At 45.3% G+C, this 22,909-nt stretch carries 21 protein-coding genes; 20 read left to right on the forward strand and 1 reads right to left on the reverse strand.

Annotated features, from left to right (window positions below; genetic code table 11):
• The first annotated feature begins 275 nt into the window (after positions 1 to 275).
• The 20 genes from Q8R38_06940 (at position 276) to Q8R38_07035 (ending at position 22,169) form a co-directional block, all read left to right on the forward strand.
• Complete coding sequence (locus Q8R38_06940; GenBank protein ID MDP3791759.1) at positions 276 to 2,156, forward strand: glycosyl hydrolase family 28-related protein; 1,881 nt, start codon at positions 276 to 278, stop codon at positions 2,154 to 2,156.
• A gap of 100 nt (positions 2,157 to 2,256) precedes the next feature.
• Entirely contained in the window at positions 2,257 to 3,072 is an 816-nt protein-coding gene (locus tag Q8R38_06945) for an MBL fold metallo-hydrolase (protein ID MDP3791760.1), read from the forward strand.
• Complete coding sequence (locus Q8R38_06950) at positions 3,069 to 4,391, forward strand: AAA family ATPase (GenBank protein MDP3791761.1); 1,323 nt, start codon at positions 3,069 to 3,071, stop codon at positions 4,389 to 4,391. The genes Q8R38_06945 and Q8R38_06950 overlap by 4 nt, the downstream gene beginning before the upstream one ends.
• Before the next feature lie 20 nt (positions 4,392 to 4,411).
• Complete coding sequence (gene pyk / locus Q8R38_06955) at positions 4,412 to 5,422, forward strand: pyruvate kinase (GenBank protein ID MDP3791762.1); 1,011 nt, start codon at positions 4,412 to 4,414, stop codon at positions 5,420 to 5,422.
• Between the two features lie 41 nt (positions 5,423 to 5,463).
• Positions 5,464 to 6,501, forward strand: a complete 1,038-nt coding sequence (locus Q8R38_06960) for a TIGR00730 family Rossman fold protein (GenBank protein ID MDP3791763.1) — start codon at positions 5,464 to 5,466, stop codon at positions 6,499 to 6,501.
• 15 nt (positions 6,502 to 6,516) lie between these two features.
• Positions 6,517 to 7,530 carry a hypothetical protein gene (locus tag Q8R38_06965; GenBank protein ID MDP3791764.1) on the forward strand — a complete coding sequence of 338 codons (1,014 nt, stop codon included), beginning with the start codon at positions 6,517 to 6,519 and terminating at the stop codon, positions 7,528 to 7,530.
• A gap of 26 nt (positions 7,531 to 7,556) precedes the next feature.
• The gene (locus Q8R38_06970; GenBank protein ID MDP3791765.1) at positions 7,557 to 9,467 is read left to right on the forward strand and encodes an ABC-F family ATP-binding cassette domain-containing protein; all 1,911 of its coding nucleotides are present in this window, start codon (positions 7,557 to 7,559) and stop codon (positions 9,465 to 9,467) included.
• The gene (locus tag Q8R38_06975) at positions 9,454 to 9,618 is read left to right on the forward strand and encodes a rubredoxin (GenBank protein ID MDP3791766.1); all 165 of its coding nucleotides are present in this window, start codon (positions 9,454 to 9,456) and stop codon (positions 9,616 to 9,618) included. The genes Q8R38_06970 and Q8R38_06975 overlap by 14 nt, the downstream gene beginning before the upstream one ends.
• A 63-nt stretch (positions 9,619 to 9,681) precedes the next feature.
• Positions 9,682 to 11,418, forward strand: coding sequence for a DNA polymerase/3'-5' exonuclease PolX (gene polX, locus Q8R38_06980; protein ID MDP3791767.1), 1,737 nt, complete (start codon positions 9,682 to 9,684; stop codon positions 11,416 to 11,418).
• Positions 11,419 to 11,502: 84 nt separating this feature from the next.
• A complete protein-coding gene (locus Q8R38_06985; GenBank protein MDP3791768.1) occupies positions 11,503 to 12,003 on the forward strand; it encodes a hypothetical protein in 501 nt (166 codons plus the stop codon).
• 56 nt (positions 12,004 to 12,059) lie between these two features.
• Complete coding sequence (locus tag Q8R38_06990) at positions 12,060 to 12,263, forward strand: hypothetical protein (GenBank protein MDP3791769.1); 204 nt, start codon at positions 12,060 to 12,062, stop codon at positions 12,261 to 12,263.
• Between the two features lie 10 nt (positions 12,264 to 12,273).
• Positions 12,274 to 13,584, forward strand: coding sequence for a ribosome biogenesis GTPase Der (gene der, locus Q8R38_06995; GenBank protein ID MDP3791770.1), 1,311 nt, complete (start codon positions 12,274 to 12,276; stop codon positions 13,582 to 13,584).
• The gene (locus Q8R38_07000; GenBank protein MDP3791771.1) at positions 13,581 to 14,207 is read left to right on the forward strand and encodes an NAD(P)H-dependent oxidoreductase; all 627 of its coding nucleotides are present in this window, start codon (positions 13,581 to 13,583) and stop codon (positions 14,205 to 14,207) included. Before der ends, Q8R38_07000 begins: the two co-directional genes overlap by 4 nt.
• 71 nt (positions 14,208 to 14,278) lie before the next feature.
• Positions 14,279 to 15,217, forward strand: coding sequence for an NAD(+) synthase (gene nadE, locus Q8R38_07005; protein MDP3791772.1), 939 nt, complete (start codon positions 14,279 to 14,281; stop codon positions 15,215 to 15,217).
• Between the two features lie 19 nt (positions 15,218 to 15,236).
• Positions 15,237 to 16,250, forward strand: a complete 1,014-nt coding sequence (locus Q8R38_07010; GenBank protein MDP3791773.1) for a HAMP domain-containing sensor histidine kinase — start codon at positions 15,237 to 15,239, stop codon at positions 16,248 to 16,250.
• Between the two features lie 13 nt (positions 16,251 to 16,263).
• Positions 16,264 to 16,782, forward strand: coding sequence for a response regulator (locus tag Q8R38_07015; protein ID MDP3791774.1), 519 nt, complete (start codon positions 16,264 to 16,266; stop codon positions 16,780 to 16,782).
• Positions 16,779 to 17,813, forward strand: a complete 1,035-nt coding sequence (locus Q8R38_07020) for a HAMP domain-containing sensor histidine kinase (protein ID MDP3791775.1) — start codon at positions 16,779 to 16,781, stop codon at positions 17,811 to 17,813. The genes Q8R38_07015 and Q8R38_07020 overlap by 4 nt, the downstream gene beginning before the upstream one ends.
• 257 nt (positions 17,814 to 18,070) lie before the next feature.
• Complete coding sequence (locus Q8R38_07025) at positions 18,071 to 20,245, forward strand: DUF3971 domain-containing protein (GenBank protein MDP3791776.1); 2,175 nt, start codon at positions 18,071 to 18,073, stop codon at positions 20,243 to 20,245.
• A 58-nt stretch (positions 20,246 to 20,303) separates the two neighbouring features.
• Positions 20,304 to 21,701, forward strand: a complete 1,398-nt coding sequence (locus Q8R38_07030; GenBank protein MDP3791777.1) for an HD domain-containing protein — start codon at positions 20,304 to 20,306, stop codon at positions 21,699 to 21,701.
• 96 nt (positions 21,702 to 21,797) lie between these two features.
• Positions 21,798 to 22,169 (forward strand): response regulator, encoded by a 372-nt coding sequence (locus tag Q8R38_07035; GenBank protein ID MDP3791778.1) that lies wholly within the window; start codon positions 21,798 to 21,800, stop codon positions 22,167 to 22,169.
• Here Q8R38_07035 and Q8R38_07040 read toward each other — a convergent pair.
• A complete protein-coding gene (locus Q8R38_07040; GenBank protein ID MDP3791779.1) occupies positions 22,159 to 22,623 on the reverse strand; it encodes a hypothetical protein in 465 nt (154 codons plus the stop codon). The genes Q8R38_07035 and Q8R38_07040 overlap by 11 nt on opposite strands.
• Positions 22,624 to 22,909: the final 286 nt, after the last annotated feature.

Genomic DNA, 22,909 nt, shown 5'->3' on the forward strand with positions numbered 1-22,909 from the left:
TTCTTTCGTAAACTATAGACTACACCGCTATCATTCATATCAGCACCTCCAATCAACTGCAATTATACACTATTATTATAAACGACTAAAAAACACAACTAAAAACTTCGATTCCAGTCACCACGAGTGGGAAACAATACAAATAAGTTAGATTATAAAAAAGTATGATGTTCAACACGAAAACATGTGATATACTATATATGTAAGCGAACAAAAGGCTATTTTTTTTGAATACTTATTAAAAATGATTAAAAAGTGCAAAGGGATGACATCATATGCGCCCAAAAATAATTCCAATCATGTTGCTGGCTGCGTTCATTCCATGCAATATTTGCTGGTCCGCAAATTATTCCGATAATTATGACCTGCGTTCGAAAGAGACATATAATAAGAAAAACCATTTTCTGCAGAGTGATCTGCTTGAACAGCGGCAGCGGTCGCGCGAGAATATGATAAGAAATAGAAATGCGGTAGAGGGCAATATAGCGGATAGGGTATCATGGCTGTTGAGTAAAAAACTGGAGAGGAATGACACCGTAGGGCTGGAGCTCAAGAGGAAGAAAGGCATGATTGAGCCTAAGAGGGCTTCGGTTGCCAATATCAAACCCACCACTTTTGATACAACCTCACAGCCCGCTGTTGTCGATCAGAATGTAGATACGAATCCAGAAGCAGTGCTCATCCCCGTGTCACAGACTTATTTGACCGTCAATGTCAAAGATTATGGAGCAGTCGGAGATGGTGTGGCCGATGACGCGCCGGCTATTCAAAAGGCTGTTGATGAAGCTCCGGCCGGCTCAATGATCGTCTTTGAAGCGGGTAAAACCTATAAGATCAATCAGGCGATTGAGGTCGACAAGGCCTTGGTCATCGACGGTAACGGCGCGACCCTGCTTTTGAACACGAGTGCCTGGCCGGATAATAAACATATTGTGTTTTCCAGTCCTCTTATCGGCGCTACGCGTGAGTGGACCGAAGAAGTTAAAAAGGGCCAAAGGACATTTTTGGTTTCCGTTTCAACGGATGAGATCAAGGCCCAAGACAAAGTCTTTTTGCAGCTCGGCAGAGATATTTATGATGGGAACGAGGAAGAGCATTACGCTAAGGTCGTGACCGTTGTCGAGAATACGGGTTCTTCTATCACTCTGGATGTAGATATCCCTTATGATATTTTTCAGGGCACAAACAGCCACAAGATCACGAAAGTAAAAAGCTTTGTTGATGGGGCGGCCATCCGTAATATCAACCTGGACTTTACGGCCATCGCCACGCCCGATGCCTCCATTTGGATCGACCGCGCAAGTAATGTTACGGTTGAGAATATCACGGGCCGGTTTTCAATTTTGTTGCAGGTGGTCGACTCAACGAATGTAATATTGCGTAATGTTGACGGAGAGGCGATGGCTATTCACGGCGCCGCCGGTCGTGTCCTTTCATCGTGGCAATCTGATAATACAAAAGCTGAAAATATCCGTGTTCGCACACAATCTGATGCCCCGGTGGTTTTCTTTGAAAGCTGGGATCGCAACGCGACCATTAGCGATATGGATATAGAATGGAATCTCGATCGCAGAGCCGTCAGTAATGTGTTTCATTTCGCCGGGGCAAGCTACGGGATAGAACTTGAAAACATAACCATACATAATGCCAACGCGATCAACGTAGTGGGTAGCGGTGCTCAGCCGTCGCAATACCATATCGGCACGGTCAATGTCAGCGGGCCGGTCATTTCCGCGGATCTTTCGGATATTGATCATTTTGTTAATGGGCAGTACGATTATGCCAATTACAGTGTTTTCCGCCAGGACTATGTGGTCGCTCCGGGGCAAAATGATTTCGGGGTACCGCTTGTGTCGGGAATTACAAGATCCATCAAGGCAAAAATATCAAATTATGACGGCATCAGGCAGATCTATCTGATAAACCACTTTGGCCAGGGCATGGAGCTGGTAGGATTTTTAAGTTCATTAACGCCGGAGAAGCGCAATGACTGGAATGAGCTTCCTTTTAACATGTACGGGCTTAACTATCCCGCCAACTATCATTTTGATGGTCAGGGGCCTACATGGCTTGACAAAGAGCTGCATTTTTATACCGATCAGGATGTTCCGGAAAATACAGTGCTTTCCTTAGAGATAGAATATTTTTCCGAGTAAGCTTTATTCGCGAGCCTAAAAGGCGCCACCCCCGCCGGAATTTGTGATATAATCACCTTCTGCGTATATATGTCTACCGCAAAATAAGGATAAGAGAGAAGTGTCGTATTTAAAAGTATGTGTGCTCAGAAGCAGTTCCAGTGGTAATTGCACCGCTATATGGACGGATAGATCCGGTATTTTGATCGATTGCGCCGGCATTGGTTTGGAGGAAATTGAGAAAGATTTAGGGGATATCGAACTGGATCCGTCCAGGATAAATGGCATCGTCATAACGCATGGGCATGGCGATCATATCTGTAAAAATACTTTCAAAATAGCTCTCCGCTACGGGATACCTATCTATATACACCATGATACATATCAAGTCATCAAAGAGCGTTATTGCGTCAAAGATCATCAACTCAAAATAATACATCATACGCAGGCGCCGTTTATAATAAATGATCTGAATATCACGCCCTTTAAAACGTTTCATAGCGGCGGCTATGTAGGCAAGCCGTTCGGTTTTCGCGTAGAATATAAAGATAAGGGCTCGTGCCGCAAGGTGGGTTTTTTAACGGATACGAGTAAAGTAACCGATAGCATGGTCAGGATGCTGTGTGATTGCAAGTGCCTGATAATCGAATGTAATCATGATGCGGAGTTAGCGCAGGAAATATCGCCTGATCAGTCGACCTGGAGAGAACACCTTAACAATGAAGCCGCCGCCGAAGCGCTGGTAAGGATAAAGAACGGATCTACCGATAGAGTAGCTCTAAAGCACGTTTTTCTTGCACATATCAGCGAAAGGCACAATAGCCCCAAGACCCTTATCAGCCGGATATCAAATGATATTCGTAAGGAAAATGTCACGGGCTGCGATCTGATGTTAACCTACCGCGGGAAACGGACCAAAGTTCAGGAAATGTTATGAAGTTCTATACCGATCAAATGATAACAATAGACCATCTTCCGGCAGGTCTGGACATAAACGATGAATTCAAATCAGCGTTTAATCTTATGGAGAATACCAAAGAGTGCCTTTTTATAACAGGTAAGGCAGGCACCGGCAAATCTACCCTTCTAAAATATTTCAAGGCCAATACGGGTAAAAAGATAATAGTGTTAGCCCCGACAGGTGTCGCGGCGATCAATGTGGGCGGGCAGACCATCCATTCCTTCTTCAGGTTACCTCCAAAGATCATTCAAAAGGATACAATAAAGCGCCTCAGGGACAGGAGCCTGGTAGAAAATCTCGACATGGTGATAATAGACGAGGTGTCGATGGTCCGGTCGGATCTTATGGACGGCATCGACTACGCGTTGCGTCTTAACCGCGGCAGGATGAAGACGCCGTTTGGCGGGGTCCAGATGGTATTTTTCGGAGACCTTTTTCAACTATCTCCCGTGGTCGAGAATGAAGCGAGGCAGCTTCTGGAAGAGCGGTATGCAAGCCCTTATTTTTTCAGCGCTAAAGTATTTAACGATTGCAATCTTAGGGAAATCGAGCTGTCGACCATATATAGACAAAAAGATAGTTCGTTCATGGAGCTATTAAACAGGGTCAGGAACAAAGAGCATACCGAAGATGATCTGGATATATTAAATAAGAGGGTAAAGACTGATGCCGCAATTCTTAAGAAAGACCCGACAGTTATCCTGACGACCACAAACAACCTGGCAAACGCGATAAATCAGGAGCGTTTGTCAAAGCTTCCCGGCAAAGAGGTGATATATGAGGCCGCGGCATCCGGAAAGTTCGAAGAGTCGGCATACCCGACCGATACGTTCCTAAGACTTAAAAAAGGCGCGCAGGTAATATTGATAAAAAATGACCCTAATAAGCAATGGGTCAACGGCACGCTTGCAAAAGTCGTCGCCCTGTCCGAAGATTCGGTAGTCGTAGATATCGATGGACGTACATGCGATGTTCCCGTTGTTAAGTGGCAGAAGATCGAGTATAGTTACAACGAGGATGAAGACAAGATAGAAGATGAAGTCGTGGGGGACTTCGCGCAATATCCAATAAAGCTGGCCTGGGCCATAACTATTCATAAGAGCCAGGGTCAGACTTTTGATAAGGTCATAATCGACCTGGGGCATGGCGCGTTTACTCACGGCCAGTTATATGTAGCGTTGAGCAGATGCACGCGCCTGGACGGTATAAGCCTGATTCGGCCGGTAAGGCCCAGCGACATAATATTTGACCGGCGTATATATGAGATCAGGAACCGGTTCGCCGGTTTATTTTAACAGGTAAGGAATGAGCCAATATGACAAAAACAAAGATAATATGCACTTTAGGGCCGGCATCGTTTAATGAGACGATGATCAGGAAGATGATGTTAGCAGGCATGGATGTCGCACGGCTTAATTTCTCGCACGGTAAGCCCGACGATCTTATCAGGGCAATAGGTTTGATCCGGCGCTTAAACGCCAAATACCGCAGGCGTGTTCGGATACTCGGCGATCTTCAGGGCCACCGCATAAGGATAGGCTCCATACAGGGCGGCTCAGTAACATTAAAAAGAAATAAGACGCTCTGGCTCACGCAGGAGAAGATAAAAGGCAATGAGCAGAGAATATATTTTGATTATAAGGGGCCTCTGGCAGACATAAAAAAGGGCCGGCAAATATATATAGATGACGGCAATATAGCGCTTGAAGTGGCCCGCCGCGCAAGATCAAGCCTTAAGACTAAAGTTGTGGTAGGGGGGCTGCTTAAGGAACATAAGGGCGTGAATATACCCCAGGCGGATCTTAAGTTCGGCCCTTTAAGTGAAAAAGACAGGCACGATATACATTTTTGTGTGCACCATAAAGTGGATTACGTAGCGCAATCGTTTGTGCGCACCAGGGCCGATATTCTCGAAGTGAAAAGACATCTGCACCACGGCAGCTCCATCCGGATAATAGCCAAGATAGAGTCAGGGGAAGGCATAAAGAATATAGACAGCATAATAGGTGTGTCCGACGGCATAATGATAGCGCGCGGCGATATGGGGGTATCCGTGCCTATTTACCAGATACCTATTATACAGAAGATGATAATAAAGAAGTGTAACAGGGCGGATAAGCCGGTCATAACCGCGACCCAGATGCTCGAGAGCATGACCGAACACCGCAGGCCCACGCGCGCTGAAGTGACGGATGTGGCGAACGCTATAATAGACGGTACGGATTTCGTGATGCTTTCGGCGGAATCGGCCGTGGGCCGTTATCCCGCAGAGACTGTCGCCATGATGAACGATATAATAAAATTTACCGAAAAATACGCCAAATAGGATTTAAGCAGGAATGGTAAAATTTGTGATATAATTATCCCATGAAAAAAATGCCCAAAGAGTATGAGATCGGTGATAAGAATGTCGACAATCTGATAAATGAGCTCGCCAAAAATTGCTGCTCCGCGGATACCGAGCGTCTTATCCATGAGATACTAACTACCGCGGTTAAATTGGGAAAAGAGTCCGGCGATAAAGGGGACCTCAAGCTTGTAAATAATACCCTGAAAGAATTGCGTTATTCATTCAAGATATTCACTCCCTACAGAAGTATAAAAAAAGTCATAATATTCGGGTCCGCGAGATCGAAGGACACATCCGTCGAATATAAGATGGCGGAAGCCTTCACTAAATCCCTGACCGATAAAGGCTACATGATAGTGACGGGAGGCGGGCCGGGGGTTATGGAGGCCGGTAATAAAGGCGCAAAAGCGGGGAAAGAATTCGCGCTGAATATACGGCTCCCTTTTGAACAGAAGCCAAACCCTTACATAGACGAAAAAGATAAGATAATCAATTTCAAATATTTTTTTACCAGAAAATTGATCTTTGTAAAAGAGACCGACGCTACCGCTCTTTTTCCCGGAGGGTTCGGCACGCTTGATGAAGGATTTGAAATGCTCACCTTGTTCCAGACCGGAAAATCCAGGCCCAGGCCCATAGTTTTAATGGAGCCGGCGGGCTCTACATACTGGGAAGCGTGGAAGCGCTTTGTGGATAAAGAGATACTTAAGAATGGATTTATTGATAAGAACGATCTTAAACTTTTCAAGATCGTAAAAAGCGTTGATGAGGCGGTAAAATATATAGAAGATTTTTACAGGGTGTATCACTCCATAAAATATGTTTCAGGCCAGACCGTGATAAGGCTTAATAAAGAATTAAGCGAAGAGACATTAAAACTCATAAACCAGAAATTCAAGGACATCCTGACGGGCGGTGAAATAAAGCTCACGGGCCCTATGAAAGAAGAGGCCCACAGGGGAGAGTATCTGGAACTGCCCCGGCTTGTAATGAAATTTAATATGCGTAATTACGGAAGGCTCTGTGAGCTGATCCATGTAATTAACAAAGACTGATCGGCTCCGGACAATATGCAAAAAATACGCTATGAACTCGATCCGTATAATAGGCTGATCCTCAATGAGGCCGGAAGAAAAAGCGCCTTTCCCAAATTCCGGCAAGTCTTAGACGGAAGATTCAAGACGGATAAATTCAATAACCTGTCCTACCACATAAAGGCGCCCCTGGCTCCGGATGACAAGATACCCGACCAGATCAGGCTTTCCGGCGAATGGTCCCTGACGGACGATCACAAATTACGCCTTAAACTGGATAAGCTGGGCAGGGAAACTTTCGGCGACCAGATAACATTACAGGGCGAGATCCTGGATGTAGACAAAAATTCTATTTTATTCGCTCTCACAACGACCACAAAAGAAGACACGCGGACAACCTATGTCTTAAATATCTCCGGGTCATGGAAAGCCGATGAATTTAACAGGCTCTATTTTCACGTAAGGAAAGAAACCGGCAGATATGATATCCTGACCTTTAACGGTATTTGGCAGATCAATAAAGATCACCAGATCGTGTATCAGTATGAAAAGGCGCGGCTCATACGGAAAAAGAGGCAAACCCACACGCTGATATTTAAAGGCTATTGGGATATAAATAAAAGAATGCGGATATCTTATATATTGAGCAAAGATACCGATTCTGTCTTCGATTTCCGGACAAGCGCCGGTATTTTTAAAGAAGATTATATCCGATATGAAATAGGGGTAGGCCTGACAGCCCGCAAAAATCCCACGATACAGACCATTAAGCTCTTCGGCGAATGGAAATTAAAGAAGGATATCGGCCTTATTTTTGAGATTGAATATGAAAATAAAGTTAAAAGCGCGATAGTCTTTGGCGCGGACGCTAAACTTACGGATAAAGATACGGTATCACTCCGGCTTAAAAGTGATATAAAAAATAAAGATATAGGCATTAACCTGGAATTAGCGCGTAAAATTTTTGAAGGCGATGGCGAGGCTTTTTTGCGGGCGCTCGCGTCGAGGAAAGAATCGGCTATTTACGCGGGGGCCGCGTGGAGATGGTAATGCGCGCGCCGGGGCCTTAAAAGACTATGATATCAATAAAAAATATATCTAAACAATATACCACCCGGGTGTTATTCTCGGATGTGAGCTTCGATGTGCTCGCCGGTGAAAGAATAGGGCTCGTGGGCCGTAATGGCCACGGCAAGACCACGCTATTTAGAATCATCGCCGGTGAAGAGGAGCCCGACGAAGGCAAGATCTTCAAGCCTAATAATTACTCCATAGGATATCTGGCTCAACATCTTGAGTTTACCAAGCCCACTGTGCTGGAGGAAGGGTGTCAGGGCCTAAGGCCTGAAGAGATAGGCTCCGAATGGAAGGTGGAGAAGATCCTATCCGGACTCGGGTTCCGTAAAGAAGATTTTGCCCGCAGCCCTTCGGACTTTTCAGGGGGCTTTCAGATGCGCATAGTCCTGGCCAAGGTCCTGGTCTCCGAGCCCAACATGCTCCTTCTTGACGAGCCTACGAACTTCCTCGACATAGTTTCAATACGATGGCTCGAGAAGTTCCTGCGGTCGTGGAAAAATGAGCTGATCGTGATAAGCCACGATAGGGATCTCGTTGACAGCGTAACGACGCACATAGTAGGCATACACCGCGGGCAGGTTCGAAAGATGAAAGGCTCTACAGGGAAATATTACGCGCAGCTTGAGGCGGACGAAGCGCTGCACGAGAAGAGGCGCGTGGAGGACGAGAAAGAGCGCAAGCGGATGATGGAGTATATTAACAGATTCCGCTCTAAGGCAAGCCACGCCAAGGGCGTGCAATCCAGCATTAAGAAGATAGAGAAGATGGATAAACTTGATAAGCTCGAAGAAATTCGCACATTATCGTTTTCGTTCAATTATGAGCCGTTTCGCGCCCAGCAGATCATGGATGTGAATGACCTCACGTTCTCATACGACGGCAGGCAGCCGTATCTGATAAATGGGTTGAACTTTACCGTAAATAGGCACGATAAGATATGTATAGTGGGGAAAAACGGCATGGGAAAGACCACGCTCTTAAAATTGTTATCCGGCAGGCTTAAGCCCGTCGGCGGCAGCGTTAAGACGCATACAGCGGCAACTCCGGCATATTACGAGCAGGCGAATACCGCAGATCTTGACGATGGACTTACCGTGGAAGAGGAGATATCCAAAGGCAGCTTTATCGATAGAGGCCGCGTGCGCGGGATATGCGGTGCGATGATGTTTTCAGGTGGCGATGCCGAGAAGAAGGTTAAGGTCCTCTCCGGCGGTGAGCGCAGCCGTGTCCTTTTAGGGAAACTTCTTGTAGCGCCATCCAATATCCTTTTTCTGGACGAGCCCACGCACCATCTTGACATCGAATCCTGCCAGGCGATGATGGATGCCGTCCGGGATTTCGAGGGCGCGGCCCTTGTGGTGGCGCATGACGAACATTTTTTAAACGAAGTGGCGACAAAACTCATCGTCTTTAAGAATAACAGGGTATTTTTGTACCCGGGTAATTATCGGGAGTTTCTGGAGAGCGTCGGCTGGGATGAAGCCGAAGAGGTTATACCTGCCCAGAAGCCGCAAGTCGCGCCGGCCGCCATACCGCAGCCGGTTTTTGTCCCGCCGCCGAAAAGCGAGACAGCGCCTCAGGTAAAAGGGCAGGGCGGTAAGATGGCAAGAAAGGCCCGCGCTGAATTTAACGCGATGAAAGCGAAGGTCTTGAAGCCGCTCGAAAGTAAGATTAAAAGCCTGGAGAATGAAATAATCTCTTCCGAGGAGAAGGTAGGGGAAGTGAACGGGGATCTGATGGGCGCTTCGGCAAAAGGCGGCCTTGGGGCCCTGCGAAGAAGCGAGCTTGCCAGAGAGCTTAAAGAATTGTCGGAAAAAGTAGATTTATGTTACGCCCAGCTCGATGCTGCCATGAAAGAATTTGACACCCAGAAGCGCAAATTTAGCGCCGAACCCAATGCACGAATATAAATGCACACGTTGTTCCTATATCTATATCCCCGGAGACGGGGATCCATCGCAAGGCGTAAAACCCGGTACGGCCTTTGAGGATTTGCCGGACACCTGGGCATGCCCTGCTTGCGGCGCGCCAAAAGATCAATTCAAGAAATTAGACAATTAGCGAGGCGGCAAGTCCCAAATAACTTCGGCGCCATCCTACCATAGTTTGTGATATAATTAAGCTATGCCGGTTAATAATCCCGATATCGCTCGGACATTCGACAAAATAGCCGATTTTCTGGAGATAAAAGGCGAAAATATCTTCAGGGTTAGGGCCTACAGGAACGCCGCGCTTGTTATAGCGGGCCTTGGCAGAAGCGCCGCCGACATGGCCAAAGACGGCGAAGATTTTTCCAGGTTACCCGGTATAGGCAAGGACCTCGCCGCTAAGATAGAAGAGATGGTCAAGACAGGCAGGCTTAAATTTCTCGAGAAACTTGAGAAGGATACGCCGCCGGGCCTCATTAAGATGTTGTCCATACAAGGCTTGGGCCCTCACCGTGTAAAAGCGCTGTACGAAAAATTGCGCATAAAGGATATAGACGGTTTAAAGAGAGCCGCGCTGGCAAAAAAAGTGCGTGCGCTGGAGGGCTTCGGAGAGAAGACCGAAGAGACCATACTGCGCGAGATCGAACGCGTGAAGGGAGTCGAGGGCCAGATGAAACTCGCCGATGCCGAAGAGATAGCTCTTCCGCTACTCGAATATATTAAAAAAGCAAAAGGTGTAAAGAAGGTCGTCCCCGCGGGAAGTTTTCGCAGGGCGAAAGAGTCTGTCCGCGACCTGGATATACTCGTAACGTGCGATGACTGCTCAAATGTGATGAAGCGTTTTATAAAATACGAAGATGTCGACAAGGTAGTCTCGCACGGCGAAACCCGTTCCACAGTCATACTGCGTTGCGGATTACAGGTGGACATGCGTGCTGTCCCTGAAAAAAGTTATGGCTCCGCCCTGTGCTACCTTACCGGTTCCCAGGCTCATAATATAGAGTTGAGAAGGATAGCGAAAAATAATCGCCTTAAATTAAATGAATATGGCGTATTCCGGGCGCCTGGGCCGAAGAAAGAGGAATGGATAGCCGGACGGACCGAAGAAGAGGTGTATAAAAAGCTCGGCCTGCCGTATATAGAGCCGGAACTTCGCGAAGATCGCGGCGAGATAGAGGCGGCTAAAAAAGGCACGCTTCCCCATCTGATAACGCCCGGCGACATAAAAGGCGATCTACACGTCCATACGAATATTACCGACGGGCACAATACCCTGGAGGAGATGGTCCGCGCAGCCCGCGGCAAGGGGTATAAATATATAGGCATAACGGAGCATTCCCAGCATGTTAAAGTGGCGCACGGCCTTGACGAAAAGGCAACGCTGGAACGCATTAGGGAGCTCGAACGTTTTAATAATAAGATAAAGGGCATAACGATCCTCAAAGGCATGGAAGTCGATATTCTCGAGGATGGAAGGCTTGACCTGGAGGATAACGTCTTAAAAGAGCTGGACTTTACCGTATGCGCTGTTCATTATAAATTTAATCTGACTCTGGAGAAACAGACAGAGCGCATAATCCGCGCAATGGACAACCCTTATTTTCATATACTCGCCCACCCTACGGGCCGCCTCATCCACGAACGCGATCCTTATGAGGTGGATATGGATCGGATAATACTGGCGGCCAAGGATCGAGGCTGTATATTAGAACTAAACGGCCATCCTCTGCGGCTCGATCTCAATGATATACATTGTAAGCTTGCCAAAGAATCCGGGGTAAAGATAGCGATATCTACCGACGCTCATAATGCGGGAGATCTCGGTTATATGCGCTTTGGTGTCTTGCAGGCCCGGCGGGGCTGGCTCGAACCGAAAGATATTATTAATACCAGAAGCGAGCCTGAACTGAGGAAATTGTTAAAGAGAAAGTAGTCCTTAAAGAGCAGGACAGGATTTAAGCGGGAATAGCAATAAAATTGTGGTATAATTACCTCCAAACAACCAAAAAGGAGTAATATGAAAAAGCATTTTAAGCGCAAAAGTTTTTCACCGCCGCCGCAATCCGAGGAGGGGGCGATAGCGGATTCAATTAATAAAATGCAGCAGCAGTTAAACTTCCTGGAGAAGAAAATAGATATTCTGATAGGCCAATCTTCGCAAACTCCTTTTAAAGAGGAGCAACCAAAGCCTTTTCAGCGCTTTGATCGTTCTCATCACCATGGCGAAAGAAGGCCGGACGCCAATTACAGGGAAAGGGTGCTGCATAAAGCGATCTGCGCGGAATGTAAACAGGAATGCGAAGTTCCTTTTAAGCCCAGCGGGGAACGCCCGGTATATTGCAAAGACTGCTTTTCAAAGAGAAAAGGCGGCGGTGCATTTAAAGGCAGGCACGATACCGGACCTAAGGAAGCGGCCCGCGATGAGACAGGCCATATGGATACGCCGCATGGCGGTGAAAAGAAGAAGTTTTTTGGAAAAAAGAGACCGTCAGGCAAAAGGCGCAAAACGCGCTCTTAAAAATATAAGATATACGTAAAATGGAACGGTGCAGCGCTAACTAAAGGAGAGTTATAATGGGAATTTACAAAGATTGGTGTGGATTTGGCAAAAGGAAAAAGAGCGTATCAGCCCAAAAGACAATTAAGCGGGCCATGGTGAAGGCTATGGTCAAGAAGCTTAAAGCTGAAGGTAAGCCGGTTGACCGGCAGGCAATCAATAAAGAGGTGTTTGATAAGGTGCGCAGATACCATCAGACTTCAAAGAAAAAAAATATATAGTAAGGGAATTTTGAAAAAAGCCGCTCATCCAAAAATAGCTATAGTAGGCCGGCCGAATGTAGGCAAGTCGTCGCTTTTTAACAGGATCATAGGCTCCCGAAAGGCCATAGTGGATTCTGTGTCTGGCACCACGCGTGACAGGCTCCACGCCGATATAAAATGGAAAGGCAAAACCTTTACCATAGTGGATACGGGCGGATTCGAAGCTGTCAAGACCGGCGACATCGCCCGCCTGGTTTTAAGCCAGCTCGATACCGCCATTAAAGAGGCGGATATAATATTTTTTGTAACGGACGTTTCCGCCGGAGTTGTTCATCAGGACTTAGAGCTTTCGGCGAGACTGCGAAAGACATCTAAGCGGATATACCTTGTCGTGAACAAGGCCGATGACAGTTCGAGCGTGAATAAAGGGATGGAATTTTTTGAACTCGGCCTCGGCGATCCTTACCTGGTTTCGGCAAATAACGGTACGGGCATAGAAAAATTACTCGATGACGCTGCCAAGCCGATGGAGAAGACCGAAGGCATCTTAAGAGCCGCCTCGGTCAAAGTCGCCATAGTCGGCCGGCCGAATGTCGGTAAGTCATCCTACCTAAACGCCATTCTCAAGGAGGAGAGGGTAATCGTTAATGCTGTCGCCGGCACCACGCGGGACTCGGTAGATACGGATTTTTTATATAAAGATAGAGTCTATGTGCTCATAGATACCGCCGGCATGAGGCATGACGCCAAAATAACTGAATCTGCCGACTTTTATGGTAATGTCCGCGCAAGGGAGTCGATAAAACGCTGTGATGTAGCGATAGCGCTTATAGACGGTTTTGAGGGATTGAAGGAAGATGACGCGCGCATAATCGATATTATCATAAAAGAGGGCAAGGCGCTTGTCATAGCGGTAAACAAGTGGGACCTGACCCAGAGCGTCGCCACATCCGTATATAGCGATCTGCTTATAAAAAAGATGAATGCCGCCAAAAATTTCCCCATTCTCTTCATGTCGTCCAAGACCGGGCGAGGTGTTGTGTCAAGCCTGGACGCCATATGGTCGGCCTATGAAAGGTCAAAGACCGTTTTGGCGCCCGAAGAAATTACTAACCTGCGTAAAGCGCTGAATGGGGATCGCGAAATAACGGGTAAGAGAATAAAATTTCTATACCTGGCGCAGAAGACAGCCCAGCCTCCCGTCTTCGCGCTTGGCGTTAAAGATGTCAAAGTTATTAATCAAAATACTAAAAAGTATGTAGAGAATTTTTTCAGGAGAGAGCACGATTTTGTAGGAGTGCCGATAGTAATAAATTACGAAAATTCTGGGGGGCTATGAAGAAAAAACTATTGCATATAATAGCTACTCCGCGCTTCGATGAATCAAGGACACTTAAAGTTTCAAATGTCTTTCTTTCGGTATTCAAAGAGAAACATCCTGATTGGGTGATTGACGAGATTAACCTGTCGACCGAAAGCCTGCCGTCTCTTACGGTAAAGAGATTGGACGGTAAGTATGAACTATTGGGCGGTAAGGACCTGTCGGCAGAATCTCTGGAGGCCTGGCGGGATATGATAAAACATATAGAGAGATTTATTTCGGCAGACGCGTATTTAATCAGCGCGCCGATGTGGAATTTTGGCATTCCGTATATGTTCAAGCACTACATAGATGTAATAGTCCAACCCAAACATCTATTTCAATATACCCCAAAGGGCGTAGAGGGTCTTGTAAAAGGCAAGAAGATGATAGTCATCTCCAGCCGCGGTGGAGATTATAGCAGTGAGCCCATGAGTAAGATGGATTTTCATGAACCGTACTTGCGTTCGGTATTTGGTTTTGTCGGGGTCGCCGACATAACATTCATAAAAGCGCAGCCTATGGATATGGATCCCGCGATACGGGAAGGGAAGATAAACCAAGCGCAGTCCCAGGCAAAAAAAATCGCGGCGTCATTTTAGGAATTAAGCCATTAATTGACAAAGCGATGGCTTTGGTATAGCATAAATATAAGCAAAAGAAAGGTTTTAAAATGCCTAATTATTCCGCAAAGGCGCTTCTGAAGGTCAATGAGGAAGAAGCCATAAAAAAGATTGAAGAATATATACGCCGCTGGGTTAATGATAATAAGACCAGCGGCATTATTATGGGCTTAAGCGGAGGGCTGGATTCGGCTCTTCTGTCTACACTATCCGTGCGCGCGTTGGGTAAGGACAGGGTGCATGTATATTTTTTGCATGACAAGAACAGCGAAGAGGATTCTCTGAAAAAATCCCAAATGGTCGCGGACTGGCTTGGCTTAAAGTTGAATATAGGCAGCATTACGGACGCGATGCGGAAAAAGGAAAAAGATGCATCGTTCTTTAAGTGGATCAGCACAATGCCAAAATTTATTCTGCCTATTGTCACAGGTTTCTATTACGTAGTTGTAGGAGAAACGCCCTATATAACGGTGCTGCGCAAGAATGAGATCAGGAAGAATAAATTCAAAAGATGGATCTACGACAATATAATGAGCGGAGTTGAGGTTATGTTCGACGGGCCGTGCGCCCAGCGCAGGATAGTGCTGGAAAAAATAGCTAAGGAGAGAAATTTTCTTCTCGTTGGCACAGGCAACCGCTCGGAAGACCTTACCGGCTGGTTTACTATAGATGGGGTAGATAATATGCCGTGCTCGCCTATTAAATGTCTCTATAAGGCACAGGTGAGACAGTTGTCCGAATACTTGGGCGTGCCGGACGTTATATTGAAAAGAAAACCGTCCGCGGATGTTTTGAAAGGAGCCGACGATACACTGACGCTCGGAATGAGTTTCGACAGGATCGACATAGTATTGTACGGCATAGAGAACAATATGTCGGACACCCAGATCATGCAATACGGAGTGAAGGCGCCGGAGATCAGAAGAGTGAGGGATATTCATCGTCTTTCGGCATGGCGAAGAGAAGCTCCCTGTGAATGCGGAAAATAGTTCAACAAAAAGGTTATATATGGAAAAGAAGAAAGATAATAAACGTAATGAATACAAAGTTGTAATGTCGGATTTAGGGACGAGCCCCTTTCGCACTATAAGAATCGCTTTCGCGCTTATGGCGGTGATACCGCTTCTGGTAGTGTTTTATGTTATAGTAGGCAAGAACTTTCTTTACAGGATCTTTCTCGGGAATGACGGCCTTGCCGTATCTATCGCTATAATAGTGTCCCTGATAGGGCTTTCTTACGCGTATGAACTTGTGAACAGGCTGACGGAGAAATTGCTGAAATATGCCGCCGAAAGAAAAACGGCCGATAGTGAAAAGACGGAGTTATTGATGGCCGTTACGCACGACCTTAAGACACCGATTGCCGCGATAAAATTGGGTATACAGAATTTGATGGATGGCATCGGAGGCACGCTTACCAAGCTTCAGGGTGATATAGCGAAGAGCTGCTTAAACGCAATCGAAAGCGTGTCAAAATTTATAGAGGAAGTGGCAAATTTTTCCAAGACGGGCCTGATGAGAATGCATATGAAGCGGGAGTTGATAGATTTGAGCAACCTTATAACAAAAGAGGTCGATAGCATAAAGAGGATAGCCCAGCAGAATGAACTGCAGATAGAATTTAAACAACTCACCGATAACGCGAGCCTTTGGGCGGATGAAAATAAAATATCCAGAGTCGTGACGAATCTTTTATCAAACGCGGTTAAATATACCCCCAGAGGCGGCAGGATAGAGACGGTAGTTTCATCAGATGAGAATACGGTTAAGTTTTCGGTTATAAATACCGGCCCCGGCATTCCTTCGAGTGAGCTGGATAAAGTATTCAAAAAATACGAAAGACTTGCGATGCATTCCGATATAGCCGGCGTGGGGATTGGACTTTCTATAGTCAAAGATATTGTTGACTTGCACCAGGGCCGCATAACGGTAAAGAGCGAGCCCAATAAAGAAACGGAATTCAGTGTAATATTACCGCGCGACTTAAGGATGCGCGGCGGAGTAGTGAACGCTAAGAAATAACGAGGGGATTAAAATGGCAAATGCCAAGATACTTATAGTGGATGATAAGGATACAAAGCGCGCCATCTATAGGGAGATGTTGGAGAGGGATGGTTATACTGTCGTAGAAGCGCGCGATGGCGAAGAGGGTATAAAAAAAGCTATGACGGAATCTCCGGATGTTATAATAACGGACATCGTAATGCCCAGGATAGATGGGTTTAAAATGATAGAAACCATAAAAACCAACGAGATTATGCGGTATATCCCGGTAATATGCGTCTCCGCGACTTATAAGGATATCGAAAGTAAACTTAAGGTACTGACCGAGATCGGCGCGGAAGAATATTTTTATATACCGGAGAATATAGAGGAGCTCTTGATAAAGGTCAAAGTTATGTTGCGTATCAGGAAGATATACCTGGAGCTGCTCGAAAAGAATAACCAGCTCAAAATATTCAACGCTTCAGCCGTCAACCGCGAATTAAAAATGATCGAGCTTAAAGACAAAGTGAAAAAACTTGAAGAAGAGTTGTCGAAATATAAAAAATGACCAGAAAATTTCCAGTCATCATCCTTTCTCTCGCGCTATTAGTCATTATTGGCTATGTCGATTATAAAATAGACCCCACGCTTTCACTACTCATATTTTATCTGATCCCAGTCTTTATCGCGGCATGGTTTGCGGGGACATTCGCGGCCGTTTTCATGCTGGTATTAAGCCTCGTAGCGTGGGTTACGGATGTATGCCGGTTTTTTGGTGTGTGCACCCTGCCCGCTGTACCCTATTGGGATATATCGCTTGACTTTATTCTTTGCGGTGTTTTTATTTATGGCATAAGGCTGATAAAAATACTCCTTGAAAAAATACGCGTAAAGAATAAACAGTTACAGGAGCTTGACGAACGCAAGTCCGCGTTCGTCTCGCACGTGTCGCACGAGTTTAAAAATCCATTGTTTGTCATTAAAGAGGCGCTGGACCTGGTAATGGAAGAGAAGGGCAGTTCGCTTAGTGATAAGCAAAAGGAGTTGTTAGGTTACGCGATGAAGGATACTAAAAGGCTCACCCGCCTGGTTACGGACCTGCTGGATCTGGCCAGGATAGAATCGGGCCATGTGGAACTTAAGAAAGAAAAAATAGACATAGCGTCGTTGGCGGACGAAATAATAGACAGCCGTAGGCCGGAGTATTCAAAAAAGAATATAGTTATTATAAAGCACATGGATCAGAACGCGGGCTTTGTTTATGCGGATAGCGATAAATTGACAGAGGTAATAATAAACATCCTCGATAACGCTATAAAATACTCACCCAATGGTTCTGAAATAACCATCCATCTGCGCGGCAATGCCGACGAAATATATTTTGAAATATCCGACAAAGGCCCCGGTATCACGAAAGAAAATTGTGAAAAGGTATTTGATAAATTCGAACGTATTATTACCGGCAATCAGGAAGGCACAGGCCTCGGTTTGGCCATAGCGAAGGACATAATAAATCTGCACAATGGAAAAATATGGGTGGAGAGCGTGCCGGGCAGCGGCAGTAAATTTATCTTTACTTTACCGAGAGGCAGACAATAAAAAAGATATTTTTTATTCTTTTTGCGCTTATATTTTTTCTTGCCATCGCTTATCTGATATATCTAAATGAAACCATACTACCCGAAAAAATAACCGGAGCGCTCGTAGCCGGCTTAGAACAGTCCACAGGCAGGCATGTTACTATAGATTCCGCTAAGATAGATGTATTCAAGGGTCTTGTAATTAAAGATCTTACATTATCCGATGACCGGTCGCAAATATTAGCCGCAAAAGATATAACCTGCCATTTCCTCATAATGCCGATTTTTAAGAAAGAAGTCGTAATTACCTCCATAAAGCTTAATTCACCGCAAGTCGTTGTAGAGCGGCTTGCCGATAGCTCCATTAACATAGTGGAGTTATTCTTTAAAAAACCCTTTGCGTTGATGGGTGGGAAGTTTAACCTGATTATATCGAGGATAGTCGTAGACGGCGGCGACATAACATTTAAAGACAGGACATTTGAAGAGCCGTTTATCAAAAATATAAAGAACGCGAATATAGATATAAAATTTTCTCCCCATAAAGTGAATTTTAATTCAGATTTTGAAATACCTTCGAAAATGGCGATGCTTGTAAAATCTTCCGGTGAATATAATATCCTGAAAAAAGAATTATCGGTGCGTATTGAGGCAAAGGATTTTTATCCGAGGGAGTTTATAAAATATTGCGATGAAAAACGGTTCAAGATCCCGGATGGCAGGATCGATGCGCTCACCGCGTTGGATTACAAGGACAATATTCTTAACGTCGATACCGGTATATCCGGATCGGATATGAAATTCTCCGAAGGCAAGATCGAAGCAAGTTTGAACGCGGTGATAAACGCAAAGATAAAGTATGATCTGATAAGTAAAGAGCTCATATATACCGGCACCGCCGATATTAAAAATCTTGCCTTATACAATCTCGACGTACTGGATAAGATATATGATATAAGGGGCAATGCCTCCTTTAGCGACAAGGTATTCAATTTTGACAATATTACGGCAACCATACTGGGCCTGCCCGTCAAGGCAAGGGCAGGGATAGCGGATGTCCAAAAACCAGTTTTAAGGATCGATATAACTTCCGAGGCAAAGCTGGAGACGCTGGGAGGCATATTAAAAAATAAATTTAATATTGATATGCCGTTAGAAATGAAAGGAAGCGGGACCCTCGATCTTACTCTGCAGTATAAGAACATTACGGACGAACAGACGGCATTAAACGGCTCGCTGACCGTAGATAAAGCGATATTTAAATCAGAATACGGCAAGCTGCCTCTCGAAGACGTAACCGGCAAATTCAGTTTTACACAAAATCAGCTCAATTTTAAAAGCGTCAGGCTTAGTTATGATAATATAAATTATGAGGCATCAGGGACTGTCACAAATTTTCAAAAACCCGGCGTGCAGCTTGATCTAAGCTCAGATTCTCTTTTTGTCAAAACTATTTTTTCTGTTAGCGATAAGACAATAACGCTATCGGAGTTGATTGGGCATTATGACGACTACAGGTTTTCTGTCCAGGGGCTCATCGATACAGCCGACCCTAAAGACCCAAGAGCCGATTTGAACGGCTCGCTTATATTTGAACTTGCCCAGGAGAAAGAGCCATATAAAAGCTTTAAAGATAAATTTAAAGATTTGAGATTATCCGGAGAAATAAGAGCCGATTTTAAGCTAAACGGGAGCCTTAACGACATCGGACGCAGCATGATAGACGCCCAGATCAAGTGCGGCAGATTATCCGTCAACAGTTTTAAGCTGGATAACCTTATTTTGGATATTGCGCAAAGAAACAGCATAGCGAATATAAAGCATATACGAGCCTCGCTTTACGGCGGTGTGTTCGAAGGCAGCGGCCTTGTCGATTTCGCGTCGAAGGACACGCCTTACCAGGTCCTCGGCGATATAAAAGATATCAGGATAGAGGAGCTTAAAAGGGATACCGCGTTCAAAGACGAAGATGTGTCAGGAACCATACAGACACATTTCGGCGTTAAGGGATTTTCCAATGATTTTTCAAGGCTCACCGGCTGGGGAAAATTGAGCATTTCCAAAGGAAAGTTATGGCAGCTTAACCTGCTTCGCGGCATAGGCACGCTTCTGTTTAGAAGCGATTTTGGATCCGTATTATTCGAGGATGGCTCTTGTAATTTTTTTATTAAGGAGAAGAGTTTTTTTATAAACGATCTTGTAATGAAGAGCTCCCTTCTTAATCTGTATGGTGCGGTAAAGATATCTTTTGATAAGTCTGTAGCGGCCTCGTTAAAGGCGGAGTTTACCGATGAGGGGATAGATGCGTCGAGGGCCAGCGATATCGCCGGCGCTATTGAGCGGTATAGCATCATAGAAGTGAAGGGCACATTAGGCGCGCCGCAATATAAGTTAAGACCGGACTTAAGTAACGTGATAGCGGATATTGCGGATACCTATTTTTCACAATGAAAATAGGGTGATAAAGCAAAAGATTTGCAGTATAATCTAATACTGACGAGGGCCTAAAATGAAGAAAGCAAATTCTCTATTTGGCAGTTTTCGGTTAAGGATAACCATCCTATTTATCCTCCTGATGTTTCTTTCCGGCATAGTGAGCAATTTTCTTGTATATGACTACGCATTAAAATCACAGATGAAGCAGTTGCGCGAAAAATTGATGGTAGTAGCGCAGATGATAGCTCTCAACATAGACACAAACTCACTTCTTGAAATCCCCCTTAATGAAAAAGGCGTTAATACCGCGCAATATAAAAAAATAGAGTCCGAGCTTATGGAGATCCGCAGCGTATCTCCGTCGATAGCGTACATATATGTGCTCGCAAAGACCGGGAAAGAATGTGTATTTAAATTCATGATAGATCTTCGACCCGGCAGATACACGTCAGATAATCCTCCCGCGAAACCCGGTGAAGAATATAATTGCTCGCTTGTTCCGGAAATGATGAGGGCTTTTACCGCTCCTTCAGCGGATACTAAATTGGTAAAGGATAAATGGGGAGTATTTTTGTCCGGCTATGCGCCTATAAGGGATGACGCGGGCAATTCGATAGCAATATTGGGCATAGATATGACAGCCGCTGACTTGTATAACATGCAGAAAGAAGTGAACGTCCGCGCGGCGCTTGTGCTTGGTTTGGGTATAATCCTTTCAATTATCGTGGGAATTTTTATATCGGGCACCGTGACAAAGCCGGTAAAAAAATTGATCCAGGGCACGCGTCATATTTCCGCGGGTGAGCTAAGCTATAGGGTCGCCGCCAAGGGCAGTAATGAGATAAGAGAGCTTGCCGAATCTTTCAACCGCATGGCGTCAAAGCTTTCCTTAGCCAGGAAAGAATTGTTGGGTTATTTTTACCGCGTAGTGCAGTCACTGATAAGGCTTCTCGAGGCAAAAGATCCGTCGACAAAGGGCCACTCGGACAGGGTGGCGGAATATGCTGAAAAGATAGCTCGCAAGCTTGATATGGATGAGGACAGAATAGAGCTTTTGAAAGAAGCGGCGCTATTACATGATATCGGCAAAGTGGGCATACAAGATACACTGCTTCATAAAAATACTGCGCTTTCCGATGAAGAGCGCGGAGAATTGCGTAAGCATCCGCTTATTGGGGAAGAGATACTTAGGCCGGTTTCTCCGGATAAGGAGATAGTTAACGCGGTAAAACATCACCATGAGCGCTATGACGGAAGCGGTTATCCGGATAAACTTAAAGGCGACCAGATAAGCATCTTGGCTGCGATAGTGGGCGTCGCGGATTCATATGACGCGATGACGTCACACAGGGCATATATGAAGAATCACAGCAAGGAAGAAGCGATAGAACAATTACGCCGCAATTCAGGGACGCAATTCAATCCGAAAGTCGTAGACGCTTTTATAGACATATTGGAAAAGGAGAAATGAAGCCATAGGTGCTAAAATCCGGAGTTTTCACCATTTTACCGGCGAAATCCTCCGAAGCACTAAGTCTATTAAATGTTGAATGCGAAGGAGGATAGTATGGCAAAAAAAATTATGCTGGTGGATGACGAACCCGAAATACTGGACCTGGTGGCAATGAGATTAAAAACATTTGGTTATGATGTCATTGTAGCGCCCGATGGACAAAAAGCGTTAGAGGCATTGAATAAGCAGATCCCCGACCTGATACTTTTGGATGTGATGATACCTGGTAAAGACGGTTATGAGATATGCAATGAGATAAAGACCAATGACAGGACATCGCGCATACCGGTAATTTTATTTACCGCGAAACCGGAGCAGAAAGAAAAACTGAAATCAAATTATGATTTTATCGCGGCGGATGATTATATATTGAAGCCCTTTGAGCCGGAAGACCTCTTGTTGAAGATAAAGAGGTTTATAGGTTAGATTTAGTGCTCTCTAACTGAAAAAGTTCTCTGTCCTTTTGCGTAAGCGCGTCTTCATAGATCCAAACCGATATCTGAAGCCTCTCGTCGACAAGATTTATCAAAGTTCCTTCTAATTCCAACATCTGCCCGCGCGAAATATCCCTTACCGCATCCTTATCTTTATACATGAATATTACCTGATAAGGCGTCTTACCGAAGGTGTCCTGCTGGCGTGTGATTACTCTATAATAACTTTCGCCGGTATCAGTATTTATATCAAAGAAATTATATTCGCCAACATTTTCTACAGTGCCGCGCGCCGAAATTTTCTTGCCCAAGAAACTTTTCTCCAACTCTTGCTTCTGCAAATCAGTGGCATGTTGGTACTGGTCAACGAGCTCGCTTATATCTGCGCAATATGAATATGAAGCCATCCATAAGACCATCGCCGTTATCAGAAATATTTTTCTCATCTCGCTCTCCTTGGGTTATCTAAAATATACATCCAAAAACATAGTTTGGCAAGCGTATAATCTTTTATTTTCCTCATGCAGGCGGTTACCTCGGTGGTCGCCTTCCGCCTGACATCCATACCTAAGCCTTTAGTTACGGTCAGCGCAAGCCACCTAAATAAGTATGTAAGATAGTCATGTATAGGTGGCAGGAAAAATGTTCCCCCGCCTTCGCAATCAACTATGTAGTAGACCAGATGCTACGGTGAGGTCGGTCTTTTGTTCTGTCGAAAAACGGGGGCCTGCG

It is taken from the genome of Candidatus Omnitrophota bacterium (assembly GCA_030695905.1).
Taxonomy (GTDB): Bacteria; Omnitrophota; Gorgyraeia; order 2-01-FULL-45-10; family 2-01-FULL-45-10; genus CAZHPY01.